This window comes from Microbacterium sp. NPDC057659, from assembly GCF_042799915.1.
Taxonomy (GTDB): domain Bacteria; phylum Actinomycetota; class Actinomycetes; order Actinomycetales; family Microbacteriaceae; genus Microbacterium.
Map to the genome: position 1 here is coordinate 832170 of NZ_JBHVHU010000001.1, position 16946 is coordinate 849115.

A 16946-nucleotide genomic window follows, 5' to 3' on the forward strand; every position below is an offset into this window, starting at 1 on the left:
TCAAACTCTAGCATCCGGGTAACCCCGCGCAATATTCGTGACGCCGTGCGTAACGGCGTCTACCGTCGACCCATGGCCGAATTGTCCCTCCCCGTGCTCGACCTCTCCCGCCTCGACGCCGGCCCCGAGGCCGCCGAGCGCTTCCGCACCGACCTGCGCGCCGCCACCCACGACGTGGGCTTCTTCTACCTGACCGGAACCGGCATCTCCCCCGAGCTCGAGGCTCGTCTGCACCGCGCGGCGCTGGACTTCTTCGCCCTGCCCGATGCCGACAAGCTCTCGATCGAGAACGTGAAGAGCCCGCACTTCCGCGGGTACACCCGCATCGGCGGCGAGCGCACCCAGGGGAAGGTGGACTGGCGCGAGCAGATCGACATCGGTCCCGAGCGCGAGGCGATCGACGGCGGCCCCGCCTTCAACCGCCTGGTCGGCCCGAACCTGTGGCCGGAGGCGCAGCCCGAGCTGCGCGAGGTGGTGGCCGAATGGCACGCCACGCTGTCCGAGGTGTCCCGCCGGCTGCTGCGCGCGTGGGCCGAAGCGCTGGGCGCGGAGCCATCGTACTTCGACGAGCACTTCGGCGAGCCGCAGACGCTGATCAAGATCGTGCGCTATCCCGGCAAGGCCGATCCCGAGCCGCAGCAGGGCGTGGGCGCGCACAAGGACTCCGGCGTGCTGACGCTGCTCTGGGTGGAACCCGGCAAGGGCGGCCTGCAGGTGCGCCGCGACGGCGAATGGGTGGACGCTCCCCCGGTGCCTGGCGCGTTCGTCGTGAACATCGGCGAGATGCTGGAGTACGCGACCGGCGGGTATCTGAAGGCGACCGATCACCGGGTGATCTCGCCGAAGGCGCCCGACGAGCGGATCTCCATCCCGTTCTTCTTCAACCCCGCACTCGACGCGCGGCTGCCGCTGATCGAGCTGCCGGCCGAGCTCGCCGCCGAGGCCCGCGGGGTGTCGGACGACCCGTCCAACCCGATCCACGCGCTCTACGGCGAGAACGCACTGAAGTCACGACTTCGAGCGCACCCCGACGTGGCGGCGATCCACCACTCCGATCTGGTGAGCGCCTAGACCGGCGGGAACACCGTCGGGAACAGCTCCTCCACCGTCCCGCCCCGGTGATCACGGAGCGCGTACGCGTGCCGCATCCGGTCGAACAGCCGCTGCGCGTCGCGTCGGATCTCTTCGAGATCGATGCCGGGGATCTCGCCGTCGCGCATGACGACCCGACCGCCCACCATGGTCAGGCGTGCGTCTCGCGCGGACCCGGCGAGGATGAGCGCGCGGATCGGGTCGTCGATCGGCCCGGTGCGCACGTCGTCCAGGCGGAACGCGGTGAGGTCTGCGGTGGCGCCGACGGCGATGCGCCCGAGGTCGGGACGATGCAGGGCGTGCGCACCGCCGACGGTGGCGGCGTCGATGTAGCCCGCGACATCCCCCATCGAGAGGTCGCCGTTCTGCACCTTGGCCGCGGAGACGCCCACGTCGATGCCGCGGATGAGGTCGGGCGGGAACGAGTCGGTGCCGAGCGCGAACACGATGCCCGCATCCCGGTACCGGGCGAAGGTCTGCAGTTCGGAGCCGTATCGGGCGTTCGTGAGCGGACAGTGCACCAGGGCGACGCCGGCACCGGCGAGGGTGGCCAGGTCACCGCGGTCCTCGCCGTGCACGCGCGGATCGATGTCGATGACGACGCCGTGCGGCACGATCAGACGGTCGTGCAGCAGCCCGGTGCGCTCGATGAGCTCGAGCGGCGTGCAGCCGTGCGCACGCAGGATCTCGTCCCGCTCCCCCAGCCCCTGCAGCGCATGCAGACGCACCAGGGCGCCGCGCTCGGCGGCAGCCCGCGCCGTGGCTGCCATGAGCTCGGGGGTCAGCGTCTCGATGCGGCAGGGCAGGAACACCGGCGTCAGCAGCGGATCGTTCCAGGAGGCGACCTCGTCATGGAACCGGATCGCGTCGGCGAGACCGGATTCGCCCTCGGATGCCACGAAGCGGAACTCCCTGGCGTCATCGGCGATCACCGGAACCGCGGAGCGGTAGGAGGGACCGAGGAACCCGCGCAGCCCGAGCCCTCGGGAGAACTCCGCCATCGCGAGGAAGTCGTCCGCGCTCTCGGCCCACTCGGAGTGCACCTCCGAGGCGATCGGCATGTACGAGGTGATTCCGTGCAGCGCGAGCTGCACGAGCGCGATCTGGCGCACCCGTGCGCGCTCCTCTGCGGTGAACACGTGACGACGCTGCGCGAACCATTCCTCCGACCAGGTCAGCCGTCTGCTGTGCGTGCCGTCCCACCAGGAGTCCAGCTGCAGGTGGTCGATGTCGGAGAGGGCGTCCAGATCGATGAGCCCAGGCATGAGCAGGCTCTGCCCCAGGTCGATGCGCTCAGCGGCATCCGTCGGCGCCTGTTCGGACGGTCCGGCATACACGATCCTGTCGTCCTCGACGACGAGGGCACCGTCGCGCAGCTCGCGGTGCGTGCTGCCATCGTGGACGAGAACGTGGTCGGCGGTGATCAGGGTGCGTCGGGGCATCGGGGTCCTTCCATCCGATTCTGGTATACCAGAATCGTGCAGATTCGAGACGACGAGCCCCAGGGAGTCGCGCGCGCGATCGCCCTCGGCGCGGCCCTGCTGGTCGGCATCAACCTCCGCCCGGCGATCACGTCCGTCTCCACCCTGCTCGACCACGTCTCGACGACGTTCGACCTGGGCGATGCCGGTACCGGCATGCTCGCCACGCTGCCCATCGTCGCATTCGGGGTGACCGCGCCGCTCGGCCCGATGCTCGCGCGCCGCATCGGCACCTCGCGAGCGCTGCTCGTCGCGATGCTCGCACTGGCGGCCGCGCTCGGACTGCGCGTCGTCAGCGGATGGATGCTCGTACCGGGGACCTTCATCGCCGGTGCAGCGATCATGATGGGGGCGACGCTGATCCCGCCGTTCCTGAAGTCACTGGGGGCATCAGGGCTGTGGGTCGGCCTGAGCACGATGTCCTTCGGCGTGGGTGCCGCCCTCGGCGCCGGACTCTCCGTTCCGCTCGAGGACGCCCTCGGCGGCACGGCGGCGGCTCTGGCCAGCTGGGCGGTGCTCGCCGTGATCGCCGCGATCGCGATGCTCTTCGCGGGCCGCGCGGCCGGCGGCGACCCGCAGCAGCAGGCTCGTATCGTGATCACCCGCGACAATCGGCTGACAGTCCTGATCATGACAACGGTGTTCTCGCTGCAGTCGCTGCTGTACTTCGCGGTCACCACCTGGCTGCCCTCCATGCTCGCCGAGCGCGGCACGGATCCCGCCACCGCCGGATGGCTGCTGGGATGGTTCAGCCTGATCGGTCTCGTGCCCTCCCTGCTGGCACCTGTGATCGCCCGTCGCCGGCGAGCGCTGACCTGGTTCGGCCCCGGTCTCGGACTGGCGATGGCGGCGGGCTACGCGTGGTTCGCGCTCAGCTCCGGAATGGACACGGCCGTCGTGTCCTGGGTCGGCATCGTGCAGAACGCCGGCTTCGGCCTCGCGATGGGACTGCTGGTCAGCCTCTCCGCCGATGCCCCGTCCGCCGGCATCCTGTCCGCGATCGCCCAGGGCGTCGGTTATGCCGTCGCCGGCGTCGGCAGCCTGCTGCTCGGACTGCTGCACGACGCGACAGCCGGCTGGACCGCCAGCATCCTGGTCATGGCCGTCCTCGGTATCGCGCTCAGCGCATGCACGATGCTCGTGATCCGGCGCCGCCCGATCTCGCTGATCGCCGGCTGAGCCCCGGACACGATGAAGGCCTCCCCACACCGTGGGGAGGCCTTCTCAAGAATGTTCTGCGCGATTGAACGCTGGAACGCGTGCTTTGCTCAGCGACGCAGGCCCAGGCGCTCGATCAGCGAGCGGTAGCGCTCGATGTCGACGTCCTGGAGGTAGCCGAGCAGACGACGGCGCTGACCGACGAGCAGGAACAGGCCACGACGCGAGTGGTGGTCGTGCTTGTGCTCCTTGAGGTGCTCGGTGAGGTCCTTGATGCGCTGCGTCAGCATCGCGACCTGCACCTCGGGGGATCCGGTGTCACCGGGGTGCGTCGCGTACTCTTCGATGATCGCCTTCTTGACGTCTGCTTCCAGTGCCATAGATTCGATCCCCTCTCACTCATTGCGCGGTGCCCGGCGCCTTATGCGCGAGCTCTCTTTATCCGCGGCCGATCTAACGGCAACCTGAAGAGTCTACCAGTGATCAGGGGCTCGGACGGACCGCGGGCTCGGCGCCCTCGGATACGCTCGGATGATGCAGTACGGAACGCGCGCGTGAGCCATTTCATCGACCTCTCCCCGCTCAAGGCTTCTCCGGCGTTCGCTCGGATGTGGATCGGCTCGACGCTGGCGGGCATCGGCGGCCAGCTCACCATCGTCACCGTCATGCTGCACGTGTTCGCCCTCACCCAGAGCACCTTCGCCGTGTCGATGATCGCGGTCGCGGGGCTGGTCCCGATGATCCTCGCGGGGCTGTACGGCGGCATGCTCGCCGATGCCTTCGACCGACGTCTCGTCGCGCTGATCGCGGCGACCGTCACCTTCGCCGCCACCGCTCTGCTGGCCGCGCTCACCTGGACGCACTCCGAGACGATCTGGTGGCTGTACGCGCTGAGCATGATCATCGCCGCGGCGAACTCGGTCGGGATGGCCACCCGCACCGCGATCGTGCCGCGCCTCATCTCCCGGGAGAAGCTCGCAGCGGCATCCGCGCTGAACGGCGTCGCGTTCGGGCTGACCGTCATGGCGGGGCCCGCACTGGCAGGCCTGCTCGTCGCTCTGACCGGATACGGGTGGACGTACACGATCGACGTCGTGCTGATGCTGGCGATGTTCCTCGGCCTGTGGACCCTGCCCTCGCTCGTGCCCGAGGGCGAGATCGTACGGCCGGGCCTCGCCTCGCTCGTCGACGGCTGGCGATTCCTGCGTCGCGCCGGCAACATCCGGATGCAGTTCATCTGCGACATCCTCGCGATGACGTTCGGCCAGCCTCTGGTGCTCTTCCCGGCGCTGGGCACCGTCATCCTCGGCGGCGGCGCGTTCACCACCGGCATCCTCACCGCGGCGGTCGCCGTGGGCACCTTCGCGTCCAGTCTGCTCTCCGGGCGTGTGGTGCAGTACCGCTGGCACGGCCGGGGCATCGAGCGGGCGGTGCAGGCCTACGGGCTCTCGATCCTGCTGTTCGGCGCGGTGCTGCTGATCGGATCGTTCACCTCGTCCGCCACGGCGAAGGCGCCGAACATCGGCCTGATCGTCGCCGCGTGCCTCGCGCTCGCCCTGTCGGGCGCGTGCGACAACGTCAGCTCGATCTATCGCAACACGATGATGCAGGCTGCCGTGCCCGACACCATGCGCGGGCGCCTCCAGGGTGTGTTCATCATCGTCGTCGCCGGCGGGCCGCGCATGGGCGCGCTCTACGCAGGCACGCTCGCCACCCTCACCGCGCTGTGGTTCCCGCCGCTGCTCGGCGGCTTCCTCGTGATCGGGCTCGTCGCGCTGCTGGCGCGGCGCAACCCGCAGTTCGCCGCGTACGACGCGGCCGATCCGGTGCCCTGAGCCTCGCCACGCGACTGATTCCTGCCGATCATCGGCGGATATCGGACGTCGCATCCGGAACCTCGCCGGAACCCACCGCCGCGTGAATAGAGTTCCGGAGTGACCTCGACCGCCGCTCCCCCGTCATCCGTCGCCACGCGCCGTCAGGCCGCGTCGATCGTGATCCAGTTCATCCTCACCGGCATCGTGTGGGGATCCAGCTTCCTGTTCATGAAGGTCGCGCTCGGCGGGATCTCCCCGGCCCAGGTGGCATGGTCCCGGCTGCTGCTCGGCGCCCTCGCCCTCGGCCTCTTCGTCGTGCTGCGCCGCTACCGGCTGCCGCGCACACGGCGCGTCTGGATGCACCTCACCGTCGTCGCCGTGACCTTCTGCGTGGTGCCGTTCCTCATCTTCGCGTGGGCGCAGCAGCACGTGAGCTCGGGACTCTCCAGCATCTACAACGCGACGACGCCGATCATGACGGCGATCATGGCGTGGGCCGTGATGAGGGTGGAGAGGCTCAGACCCGGGCAGATCGTCGGCATCCTCGTGGGTATCGCGGGCGTGATGGTCATCATCGCACCATGGAGCGGACTGGACGCCAGCCAGAGCATCGGCGCGCAGCTGGCCATCCTGGGCGCCACCGCCTGCTACGGCTTCAGCTTCGCGTACATGCGCCGCTTCCTCTCGGACAGCGGGGTGAGCGCGCTGGTCTTCTCCTTCCTGAACATCGGCCTCGCCGCCGCGATCATGCTCCTGCTGACACCGGTGCTGGTGCTGACGCCGGTCCGTCTCGACGTCGGGATCGTGGTGGCCGTCGTGCTCCTCGGATTCCTGGGCACGGGCCTCGCCTACGTGTGGAACCAGAACGTGCTGCGGGCCTGGGGCCCGACCAGGGCGTCGACGGTCACCTACATCACACCCGTGGTCGGGGTCACCCTCGGAGTGCTGGTGCTGCACGAACAGGTCAGCTGGAACGAGCCGGTCGGCGCACTGATCGTGTTCGCCGGCATTCTGCTCGCGCAGAACCGGCTCAGGCTCGGCCGGCGCACCGCCTGAACATGCGAGAAGGGTGCGGATGCCGCAGCATCCGCACCCTTCTGGAGCGGCTATCAGGCCTGCAGAGCGCCCTGCAGGTCGAGGTTGATCGTGACGTCCTTGCCGACCAGGACACCGCCGGTCTCGAGGGCGGCGTTCCAGGTGAGGCCGAAGTCCTCGCGGTTGATGACGGTGGTGGCGGACGCGCCGGCCTTGTAGTTGCCGTAGGGGTCGGTGCCGAAGCCGCCGAAGTCCAGGGCGAAGCTCACGGGCTTGGTGGTGCCGCGGATGGTCAGGTCACCGTCGACGAACAGGTCGCCGTCCTCGACACGGGCACCGGTCGAGACGAACTCCATGGTGGGGTGGTTCTCGGTGTCGAAGAAGTCGGCGGAGCGCAGGTGCGCGTCGCGGCCCTCGTCGTTGGTGTCGATCGAGGTGACATCGACGCTGGCCTCGACCCGGGTCTCGAGCGGGTTCTCGGGAGCGTACAGGGTCGCGCTCTTCACGCCGAAGCTGCCGCGCACCTTCGAGATCATCATGTGGCGAACGCTGAAGGTGACCTCGCTGTGCTGGGGGTCGAGGGTCCAGGTGCCGGCGCGGTAACCGGGGACGTCGATGGTGCTCATTGTGCTCCTTGGGGAAGTCGTTGCCGCCGATCGGCGACACGGGTTACAACTTACATGCGTTTGGATATATTCCGGAGAATCGAGATTTCTTCCCCCGGGGGCAGAACAGGCCCCCACCCGGATACCGGATGGGGGCCTGCACAGCGATGTCAGCCGACGGCGACGAGGTCGATGATGAAGATCAGGGTCTTGCCGGACAGGAAGTGGCCGGCACCGGCCGGGCCGTACGCCAGGTGCGGCGGGATGACCAGCTCGCGGCGACCGCCGACCTTCATGCCGGGGATGCCCTCCTGCCAGCCCTGGATCAGTCCGCGCAGCGGGAACTGGATGGTCTCGCCGCGACCCCAGGACGAGTCGAACTCCTCGCCGGTGTCGTACTCGACGCCCGCGTAGTGAACGGTGACGGTGTCGCCGGGCTTCGCCTCGGTGCCGTCGCCGTCGATGATGTCGCGGATGACGAGCTCCGCGGGAGCCTCGCCGGTGGGGGCGTCGAACTCGGGCTTTGTGCGATCAGTCATGCCTCCATGTAACCGGACGCTCCGCGCACGGTCAACGCGAGGTTGCGCGCCGAGAGCGAACAGCCGGCCCTTGACACTTCAGGTCGGGTGATGCACCCTGGGTACAGATCAACTCAGCGCCCGGATTCGCTTGCAGGCATCGCCGCAGCACCGGGCGCTGAGTCTTGCTGCGACGCGGATCAATGCGAGCGGAGCACGCGTCGATGCGCGGGCACAGCAAGGTTGAGCGAGCGCAGCGAGTCGAAACCTCAGCCTCAGTACGCCAGCAGCGCCACCCTGGTCGCCCGGGTGCGCACCAGCAGCGCGTGCTCGTCGGCAGCGGCGTACCTGTCGTGTCCGTGGATCGCCCGCTGCCGCACGGCGGCCAGCTCGGTGGCGTCACGGATGAACGACTTCATCAGCGGGCGACGGTCGCCGCGCAGCGTCGACGCCCACCTCAGCGCGGAGCGCCGGCCGGCCGACGTGGCCAGCATGGTGACCTCCTCGGGGGTGAACCACCCGGCCTTCGCATAGTCGCCGAGGCGCTCCCTGGTCAGTCGTGCTTCTTCACGCTTGAGCGCGATGATGCCCAGGATGAAGCCGATGAAGAGCGGCACCTGCATGGTGAGGTACAGGGGGAAGAAGTCCCCGAACAGCGAGGAGCCGTTCCACAGCGCGTGCAGCGCCATCGCGCCGAGCAGTCCGAGGCATCCGGCGCCGAGGACGCTGCCCGTGCTCGCCCCCCGGCGTGCCGCGAGACCGATCGCGAAGCCGGTCAACGAGGTGAACATCGCATGCGCGAACGGCGACATCAGCCCACGCACCACGAACGTGGCGGTGAGCGCCTCCCCGCCACCCTCGTGCAGGCTGATCGCGAAATACTGGATGTTCTCGGTGAAGGCGAACCCGGCACCGACCAGGGCGCCGTAGACGACGCCGTCGATCGGGCCGTCGAACGCGCGCCGCGCCATGACGAAGATGAGGAACACTCCGAGGCCCTTGGCGACCTCCTCCACGATCGGCGCCTGGCCGACCGCTGTCAAGGCGTCGGGCCTGGCGCCGAACATCTCGCCGAGACCGCGGTCGACCAGCAGGGCGATGCCGACCGCGGCGATCCCGCCCCATGCCAGCGCGAAGATCACCAGACTGCGCGGCTCGGGCTCCCAGCGGTCTATGAACCACACTCCGAGCAGCACGATCGCCAGAGGTACGAGCGCGAGGAACAGACCGAGGAGGGATGCCCCGGCGCCGAGCGCGTTGACGAAGTAGCCGATCAGCTGCAACAGGGCGAAGCCGAGGACGCCGAAGACCCAGATCGCCACGGTGCGGCCGGTCCGCACCGGCGCCGGGAGGGCGGGCAGCGCGGGTGCGGGCGCCGGTGCGACAGGGGCGGCGGGCGCCGCATACCTCGGGGCTCTCGCAAGCGGTGACGCGTACACGGGGCGCGGCGGCTGATATTGCTGCGGTCCGCCGCCCTGCGCGGGCGGCGGACCGTAAGCGGGTGGCTGTCCTCCGGAGCTCATGCAGGACAGCCTATTGGCGACGGAGGGTCAGTCGTCCTCGGCGGCGATGATCGGGATCGCCGCGGTGACCGTCTCGAGCCCCGACAGGCGCGCAGGCGACAGCTGCTTGGTGACCTCTTCGCGGGTCATCAGGTCGGCCTCGACGACGAGGTCGGCGATGTTGCGGCCCGTGAGGAGAGCCGTCTTCGCCAGGGCCGCGGACGCCGCATAGCCGATGAACGGGGTGAGTGCGGTGACCACGCCGACCGAGGCCCCCACCATCGCGCCGAGGCGGTCGGTGTTCGCGGTGATGCCGTCGACGCAGTTCACGCGCAGCGTCCACATCGCCTGGCGCATCCAGGTGATGGACTGGAAGATCGAGTGCGCGATGACCGGCTCGAACGCGTTCAGCTGCAGCTGACCTGCCTCGGCCGCCATCGTGACGGTCATGTCGGCGCCGGCGACGGCGAACGCCACCTGGTTGACGACCTCGGGGATGACCGGGTTCACCTTGCCGGGCATGATGCTGGAGCCCGCCTGCATGGCGGGCAGGTTGATCTCGCCCAGACCCGCCTGCGGGCCCGAGGAGAGCAGACGCAGATCGTTGCAGATCTTGGAGAGCTTCATGGCGTTGCGCTTGAGCGACGACGAGAACGACATGAACGAGCCCGTGTCGCTGGTCGCCTCGACCAGGTCGCTGGCGGTCTGCAGGTCGAGACCGGTGATCCTGCGCAGGTGCTTCAGCACGGCCGGGGCATACGCGGGGTGCGTGGTGATGCCCGTCCCGATGGCGGTGGCGCCCATGTTGATCTCGAACAGCAGCGAGGCGTTCTCGGTCAGGCGGGCGTGATCGAAGCCGAGAGTCGAGGCGAAACCGTGGAACTCCTGGCCGAGAGTCATCGGAACGGCGTCCTGCAGCTGGGTGCGACCCACCTTGAGGATGTCGTGGAACTCGCGCGACTTCTTCAGGAACGAGCCGCGCAGCAGGTCGAGCTCCTCCAGCAGAGAGCGCAGCGTCAGCGACAGACCGATCTTGACGGCAGTCGGATACACGTCATTGGTGGACTGGCTGCGGTTGGTGTGGTCGATCGGCGACAGGAAGTCGTAGTCGCCCTTCTCCCGCCCCGCCATCTCGAGCGCGATGTTGGTGATGACCTCGTTCGCGTTCATGTTCGTCGAGGTGCCGGCACCGCCCTGGATGACGCCGACCACGAACTGGTCGTGGAACTCGCCGTCGATCACGCGCTGCGCGGCGGCGTCGATGAGGTCGGCCCGCTCGGCGTCGAGCACGCCGATCTCCTTGTTCGCCCGCGCGCTGGCCTGCTTGACCATGGCGAGGCCGACGACCAGATCGGGATAGACCGAGATCGGGCGCTTCGTGATCGGGAAGTTCTCCTCGGCACGGAGCGTGTGGACGCCGTAATAGGCATCCGCGGGGATCTCCATGCTTCCGATCGAATCGGTCTCTGTGCGAGTACGGGCAGGCGCGTCAGCGGCCATGTCACATCCTTGTGGGTGTTCGGCGGGTACTGGAAAGCGGGGGATGCGTCCAGTCTACGCCGGGGGCTTCCGCGAGAACGCCTCCAGGCGCTGCTCCGGCGTGAGCGCCGCCATCTCGCGCACCCACTCCTCCGAGAAGAAGTCGCCGGTGGGTGCGTCGACGACCGGCACGACGGTGTGCGTGATCGTGTCGGGATACACGTGCACCAGATGGAACGACTGCGCGGCATCCATGCCGTTCACGTCCACCGCCGGCAGCGCGACGTTCATCGTGTAGCAGGTGGACGAGGCGACGTTGACGGGCACCCCGGCGAACATGCCCGCCGAGGAGTAGTGCAGATGACCGGCGAGGATGCCGCGGACGTCGGTGCCGCCGATCACCTCGGCGAACTCGTCCTGATGGCGCAGTTCGAGGATGTCGAACAGCGGCAGGTGCGAGGGCAGCGGAGGGTGGTGCAGCGCGAGCAGGGTTCCGTGGCGTGCGGGCGTGCGCAGCTGCTCTGTGAGCCACTCCAGCTGCCCGGCATCCAGGTCGCCGTGGTGCCAGCCCGGCACGCTCGAGTCCAGGGCGATCAGCCGCAGTCCGTCGAGATCCCATACCCCGGTGATCGGGTCCTCCGTCGGCGCCGCGTCCAGCAGTTCGGCGCGCAGCGCCGGACGCTCGTCGTGGTTGCCCGCGACCCAGACGATCGGGCAGCCGAGATCGGTTGCCACGGGCTCGAGCGCCGCCCGCAGCCGACGGTAGGCGTCCGGCTCTCCGAAGTCGGTCAGGTCGCCGGTGACGACGATGGCGGACGGCGCCGGATGCACCCGTCGCACGGCCTGCAGCGTGCGCGCGAGATTCGCCTCGGAGTCGGCACCTCCCGCATGCCGCGCTCCTCCGGCGAGCAGGTGCGGATCGCTGAGATGGATGATCGTGTGCGACGCCGCCGCATGACGACCGAACGCGGGAAGGGCGGTCATGCCCTCATGATAGGGCGGTCAGTGGCCGATGACGATCAGGGCGATGCCGCCCAGCACGGCGAGGCCGCACAGGATGAAGCATCCGATCGCGGCGACGAAGGCGAGCATCTTCTGCGCGTCGGTGAGCGGGCTCTTCTTCGCCGCCTTTGCCGCCTGCTTCTCGGCGCGGCGGATCTCCTTGTCGGTGAGCACGGTGATCGCGTCGGTGAACTCCGCCGGCGACACCACGGGGATGCGTCCGGCGCGGACCAGCATCCGCAGGCCGAGCGAGTAGAACACGACGATCGCGACCGCGCCGATCAGCGCCGCGAAGAAGACGTAGCCGAAGTCGATCCAGTTGATCTCGACGCTCATCGGGCATCCTCCTGCTCATCGATGTCGAGGTCCCACTCGGCCAGCTTGGCGCGGGCGCGGCGGCTGCCGCTGAGCTCTTCCCACTCCCTGGCCGCCTGATCGGCCTCGGCATACTTCTGCGCGGCGCGCTCGGCGGCCTTGCGCGCGGCCTTGACCTCGCTCGGCTTGCCGCCGGACTTCTTCAGCTTCTTCGCCTTGCGGGCGGCGCGCTCCGCCTCGTCGGCCTTGCGCTCGGCGCGCTCCAGCGCGCGCATCAGTTCGATCCGACTCGTGCGGCGGGTCGGACCGGGGACCTCGGGCAGCTCGACGGCGTGGCCGGACTCCGCGACGTCGCTCATCGCGTTCGACGCGGTCACGGCGTTCTTGCGGGAGCGCAGGAAGATGCCGACGATGATGACGACCGCGGCGATCGCGTCGATCACGACGCCCCAGCCGCCGAACCAGACGACGAGTACCGCCGCGATGGCGCCCACGGCGCCGGCGGCGGGCAGCGTCAGCAGCCAGCCCAGCGCGATGCGCCCGGCGGTGCGCCAGCGCACCGTGGATCCGCGCCGGCCCAGGCCGGACCCGATGACCGAGCCGGAGGCGACCTGCGTGGTCGAGAGGGCGAAGCCGAAGTAGCTCGAGGCCAGGATGGTCGCGGCGGTCGAGCTCTCGGCGGAGAAGCCCTGCGCGGGCTTGACGTCGGTGAGGCCCTTGCCGAGCGTGCGGATGATCCGCCAGCCGCCCAGGTAGGTGCCGAGCGCGATCGTGAACGCACACGCCACGATCACCCAGAACTCCGGGTTGTGGTAGTCGGCGCTGTTCCGGTCGCCGGTCTGCCAGCCGACCGAGATCAGAGCGAGGGTGATCACGCCCATGGTCTTCTGGGCGTCGTTCGTTCCGTGCGAGAGGGCCACCATCGACGAAGTGAAGATCTGTCCCCAGCGGAAGCCGGAACGGCCGTCGGGACGACCGTCGTAGCGCCGGGTGATGCCGTAGGCGACCTTGGTCGCCGCGTACGCGATCACACCGGCCGTGACGGGGGCGATCAGCGCGGGCAGCACGACCTTGGAGAGCACCATGCTGAAGTTGACGCCGGCCAGGCCGTAGCCGACCAGGGTCGCGCCGATCAGGCCGCCGAACAGGGCGTGCGACGAGCTGGACGGCAGGCCGAGCAGCCAGGTCAGCATGTTCCAGGTGATCGCGCCGATGAGGCCGGCGAAGATCAGCGAGGGCAGCAGATCATGCGGGATGTCGGCCTCGTTCACGATGCCACCGGAGACCGTCTTGGCGACCTCGGTGGACAGGAACGCGCCGACCAGGTTGAGGCCCGCTGCCAGCAGCACGGCCACCTTGGGCTTGAGAGCACCGGTGGCGATGGGCGTCGCCATCGCGTTGGCGGTGTCGTGGAAGCCGTTCGTGAAGTCGAAGAACAGTGCCAGCGCGATGACCAGCACGACGATGAGGGCTGCGGTTTCCACCGGTCGCTTTCGTTGAAGATGCAGAGACAGTGCCGACGAGGTCGGCGTGACGAACGAAGAGTTCACCGTGGGTTCACGTTCCGTTGATCGGCCCTTGTGAATCCTCCCACCCCTCTCCCCCTCGGTCAACTTGCGCCCGGTAGCGTGGGAGGGTGACCGAGCAGACCACGAGTGCGCCCGTCGCGGCGCGCCGCCCCGCGCCCCGCACCCACCACGGCGACACCTTCGACGACCCCTACGAATGGCTCCGCGCCAAGGAGGATCCCGAGGTCGTCGCCCACCTCGAGGCGGAGAACGCCTACACCGAGCAGCGCACCTCGCACCTCGACGCGCTGCGCGAGCGCCTGTTCCAGGAGGTCAAGGGTCGCGTGCAGGAGACCGATCTCTCGGTGCCGACCCGCCAGGGCGACTGGTGGTACTACGGACGCACCGAGGAGGGTGCGCAGTACGGCATCCAGTGCCGCACCGCGGCATCGCCCGGCGATTGGACGCCGCCGAAGCTGGTGCCGGGCGAGCCCGTGCCCGGCGAGCAGGTACTGCTCGACGGCAACATCGAGGCGGAGGGCCACGAGTTCTTCTCACTGGGCGCGTTCGACGTGTCCGACGACGGCACGCGGATGCTGTGGTCGGTGGATGTCGAGGGCGACGAGCTCTACACGGTGCACGCGCGCGACCTCGCGACAGGCGCCGACTTCGACGATGTGATCGAGAACACAGGCCAGGCCTTCTTCACCCCCGACGGCACCGCCATCCTGTACACGACGCGCGACGAGGCCTGGCGACCCGACACCCTCTGGCTGCACCGCCTCGGCACCCCGGTGACCGAGGACGCGAAGCTGCTCCACGAGCCCGATGAGCGGTTCTGGCTCGGCGCGGGGATCACCCGCTCCAAGAAGTACCTGGTCGTCGAGATGGGCTCGAAGATCACCAGCGAGGCGCACCTGTTCGACCTCGCCGATCTGACCGCGGGCGGACGGGTGGTCTGGCCGCGGCGCGACGGCGTGGAATACGAGATCGATCACGCCGTGATCGACGGCGAGGACGTGCTGTACGTGCTGCACAACGACGGCGCCCTCGACTTCGAGCTTGTCGCCGTGCCGGCATCCGACCCGCAGGGCGAGCGCCGTGTGGTGCTGCCGCACACGCCCGGTCGCCGCATCCTCGAGGTGGATTGCTTCCGCGACTTCGCGACCGTCGAGTACCGCCGCGAGGGGCTCGGGCAGATCGCCCTGCTCTCCTACGCCGACGACGCGCTCGATGAGCTGGAGTTCGACGAGCCGCTGTACACGGCGTGGTTCTCCGGCAACCCGGAGTGGCATGCCCCGCTGCTGCGCATGGGCTACGTCTCGTTCGTCACCCCTTCGACCGTGATGGACCTCGACGTCGCGACCGGCGAGCGCTTGGTGCGCAAGCAGCAGACGGTTCTCGGCGGTTACGACCCCGCCGACTACGACCAGCGCCGACTGTGGGCCACCGCCGAGGACGGCGCGCAGGTCCCGATCTCGCTGGTCTGGCGGCGCTCGTCCGGCGAGCCGGGAGCCGAGCCCCGCCCGGTGCACCTCTACGGCTACGGCTCCTACGAGTCGAGCATGGACCCCGGGTTCTCCCCGATGCGCCTGTCGATGCTCGACCGCGGCGTGGTGTTCGCGATCGCGCACGTCCGCGGTGGCGGTGAGATGGGCCGGCACTGGTACGACGACGGCAAGATGCTGCGCAAGCGCAACACGTTCACGGACTTCGTCGCCTGCGCACGGCACCTCGTGGACACCGGGGTCACGACGCCCAACCGGATGATCGCCGAGGGCGGCAGCGCCGGAGGGCTGCTGATGGGCGCGGTCGCCAACCTCGCACCCGAGCTGTTCACCGGCATCCTCGCCGAGGTCCCGTTCGTCGATGCACTGACGTCGATCCTGGACCCGTCGCTGCCGTTGACCGTCGTGGAGTGGGACGAGTGGGGCGACCCGCTGCACGACCCCGAAGTGTACGCCTACATGAAGTCGTACACGCCGTACGAGAACATCAGGACGGATGCCCCGTACCCACCGATCCTCGCGATCACCTCGATCAACGACACCCGGGTGCTGTACGTCGAGCCCGCGAAGTGGGTCGCGGCGCTGCGCTTCGCCGGTGCCGACGACGTGCTGCTGAAGTGCGAGATGGCCGCCGGGCACGGTGGAGTCAGCGGCCGCTACAACGCCTGGCGCGAGCGCGCCTTCGCGCTGGCCTGGATGCTGGACCGCTTCGACCTCGCAGACTGAGGCCCGCCGGCTTCGCTGAGAACAGGAGATCGCGCAAGGACAGGACGGACGCTGCAACAGCACCCTGTTCTGAGCGGATCTCCTGTTCTCGTGAGCGCGAGGATCAGCCGAAGAGGGCCGCGGCCTCGTCGTACCGGCTGCGAGGCACGGTGTTCAGCTCGCCGAGCGCGTCCTCGAACGGGACGCGGACGATGTCGGTGCCCTGCATGGCCACCATCTGGCCCCAGGCGCCGTCGACGATCGCATCGGCGGCGTGCAGGCCGAGGCGGGTGGCGAGCACGCGGTCGAACCCGGAGGGCGAGCCGCCGCGCTGGATGTGGCCGAGGATGGTCGCTCGTGTCTCGATGCCGGTGATGCGCTCGATCTCGGGCGCGAGGCGATCGCCGATGCCGCCGAGGCGGGGGCGGTTGAACGCGTCGAGGCCCTTGTCGCTGTACGCCTCGTCCATGCCCTGCAGCTTGAAGCCCTCGGACACGACGACGAGCGGCGCGCGACCGCGATCATGCGCGCTGGTGACCAGCGCGGCGATCTCGTCGAGGGTCTGCGGCACCTCGGGGATGAGGATGGCGTGCGCACCCGCGGCCATGCCTGCGTGCAGCGCGATCCAGCCGACGTGGCGTCCCATGACCTCGGCGACCATGCAGCGCTGGTGCGAGTCACCGGTCGTGCGCAGCCGGTCCATCGCCTCGGTGGCGATGTTGACGGCGGTGTCGAAGCCGAAGGAGTAGTCGGTGGCGCGCAGATCGTTGTCGATGGTCTTCGGTACGCCGATGACGTTGATGCCGTCCTTGGCGAGCCGGTCGGCCGCGGCGAGAGTGCCCTCGCCGCCGATAGCGATGATGCCGTCGATGCGATGCCCGTACAGGGTCTTCGCGATGTTCTCGGCGCCGCCGCGCTCGCCCTCGTAGGGGTTGGTGCGGCTGGTGCCGAGGATGGTGCCGCCGACCTTGGAGAGCCCCTTGACCTCGTGCCTGGTGAGCGGGAAGAAGTCGCCGTCGACCACGCCGCGCCAGCCGTCGCGGATGCCCACGAACTCGAGGTCGTAGGTGGTGGTGCCCTTGAGCACGATGCCGCGGATGACTGCGTTCAGTCCGGGGCAGTCGCCACCGCTGGTCAGAATGCCGATCTTCATGCTGCTGCCTTCATGCTTCGGGGGAAAGGGTAAAGGCGACGCTGCCTGCTTCCGACCCTAGTGGGCGG

15 protein-coding genes are annotated in these 16946 nt (G+C 69.0%); 5 read left to right on the forward strand and 10 right to left on the reverse strand.

Features of this window, described 5'->3' with window-relative positions; translation table 11 throughout:
* The first annotated feature begins 72 nt into the window (after positions 1–72).
* Positions 73–1071, forward strand: a complete 999-nt coding sequence (locus ACFVAE_RS04050) for an isopenicillin N synthase family dioxygenase (RefSeq protein ID WP_378888148.1) — start codon at positions 73–75, stop codon at positions 1069–1071.
* Here the strand turns inward: ACFVAE_RS04050 and ACFVAE_RS04055 are convergent.
* Complete coding sequence (locus ACFVAE_RS04055; protein WP_378888151.1) at positions 1068–2534, reverse strand: chlorohydrolase family protein; 1467 nt, start codon at positions 2532–2534, stop codon at positions 1068–1070. The two genes, ACFVAE_RS04050 and ACFVAE_RS04055, sit on opposite strands and share 4 nt — an antisense overlap.
* A gap of 36 nt (positions 2535–2570) precedes the next feature.
* Here ACFVAE_RS04055 and ACFVAE_RS04060 point away from each other — a divergent pair, with 36 nt between their 5' ends.
* The gene (locus tag ACFVAE_RS04060) at positions 2571–3752 is read left to right on the forward strand and encodes an MFS transporter (RefSeq protein ID WP_378888154.1); all 1182 of its coding nucleotides are present in this window, start codon (positions 2571–2573) and stop codon (positions 3750–3752) included.
* An 89-nt stretch (positions 3753–3841) separates the two neighbouring features.
* On the opposite strand, the gene rpsO is transcribed toward ACFVAE_RS04060, so the two are convergent.
* Positions 3842–4111: a 30S ribosomal protein S15 gene (rpsO, locus tag ACFVAE_RS04065; RefSeq protein ID WP_116241715.1), complete on the reverse strand. Its 270-nt coding sequence runs from the start codon at positions 4109–4111 to the stop codon at positions 3842–3844.
* A 174-nt stretch (positions 4112–4285) separates the two neighbouring features.
* Here rpsO and ACFVAE_RS04070 point away from each other — a divergent pair, with 174 nt between their 5' ends.
* The gene (locus ACFVAE_RS04070; RefSeq protein ID WP_378888157.1) at positions 4286–5566 is read left to right on the forward strand and encodes an MFS transporter; all 1281 of its coding nucleotides are present in this window, start codon (positions 4286–4288) and stop codon (positions 5564–5566) included.
* A 99-nt stretch (positions 5567–5665) separates the two neighbouring features.
* Positions 5666–6604 (forward strand): DMT family transporter, encoded by a 939-nt coding sequence (locus ACFVAE_RS04075; protein WP_378888160.1) that lies wholly within the window; start codon positions 5666–5668, stop codon positions 6602–6604.
* Positions 6605–6657: 53 nt separating this feature from the next.
* Here ACFVAE_RS04075 and ACFVAE_RS04080 read toward each other — a convergent pair whose 3' ends face one another.
* From ACFVAE_RS04080 to ACFVAE_RS04110, 7 genes are all read right to left on the reverse strand, one after another.
* Positions 6658–7209, reverse strand: coding sequence for a YceI family protein (locus ACFVAE_RS04080; protein ID WP_378888163.1), 552 nt, complete (start codon positions 7207–7209; stop codon positions 6658–6660).
* 149 nt (positions 7210–7358) lie between these two features.
* A complete protein-coding gene (locus ACFVAE_RS04085; protein WP_378888166.1) occupies positions 7359–7727 on the reverse strand; it encodes an FKBP-type peptidyl-prolyl cis-trans isomerase in 369 nt (122 codons plus the stop codon).
* 254 nt (positions 7728–7981) lie between these two features.
* Positions 7982–9229 (reverse strand): PrsW family intramembrane metalloprotease, encoded by a 1248-nt coding sequence (locus ACFVAE_RS04090; RefSeq protein ID WP_378888168.1) that lies wholly within the window; start codon positions 9227–9229, stop codon positions 7982–7984.
* Positions 9230–9256: 27 nt separating this feature from the next.
* Positions 9257–10708, reverse strand: coding sequence for an aspartate ammonia-lyase (locus tag ACFVAE_RS04095; protein ID WP_378888171.1), 1452 nt, complete (start codon positions 10706–10708; stop codon positions 9257–9259).
* 54 nt (positions 10709–10762) lie between these two features.
* The gene (locus tag ACFVAE_RS04100; protein ID WP_378888174.1) at positions 10763–11671 is read right to left on the reverse strand and encodes a metallophosphoesterase; all 909 of its coding nucleotides are present in this window, start codon (positions 11669–11671) and stop codon (positions 10763–10765) included.
* An 18-nt stretch (positions 11672–11689) separates the two neighbouring features.
* Positions 11690–12025 carry a peptidase gene (locus tag ACFVAE_RS04105; protein ID WP_378888177.1) on the reverse strand — a complete coding sequence of 112 codons (336 nt, stop codon included), beginning with the start codon at positions 12023–12025 and terminating at the stop codon, positions 11690–11692.
* The gene (locus ACFVAE_RS04110) at positions 12022–13488 is read right to left on the reverse strand and encodes an anion permease (protein WP_378888179.1); all 1467 of its coding nucleotides are present in this window, start codon (positions 13486–13488) and stop codon (positions 12022–12024) included. The genes ACFVAE_RS04105 and ACFVAE_RS04110 overlap by 4 nt, the downstream gene beginning before the upstream one ends.
* A gap of 152 nt (positions 13489–13640) precedes the next feature.
* Here ACFVAE_RS04110 and ACFVAE_RS04115 point away from each other — a divergent pair, with 152 nt between their 5' ends.
* Entirely contained in the window at positions 13641–15746 is a 2106-nt protein-coding gene (locus ACFVAE_RS04115) for a S9 family peptidase (RefSeq protein WP_378888181.1), read from the forward strand.
* Positions 15747–15849: 103 nt separating this feature from the next.
* Here ACFVAE_RS04115 and ACFVAE_RS04120 read toward each other — a convergent pair whose 3' ends face one another.
* Positions 15850–16878 carry an ATP-dependent 6-phosphofructokinase gene (locus ACFVAE_RS04120; protein ID WP_378888183.1) on the reverse strand — a complete coding sequence of 343 codons (1029 nt, stop codon included), beginning with the start codon at positions 16876–16878 and terminating at the stop codon, positions 15850–15852.
* Positions 16879–16946 lie beyond the last annotated feature (68 nt).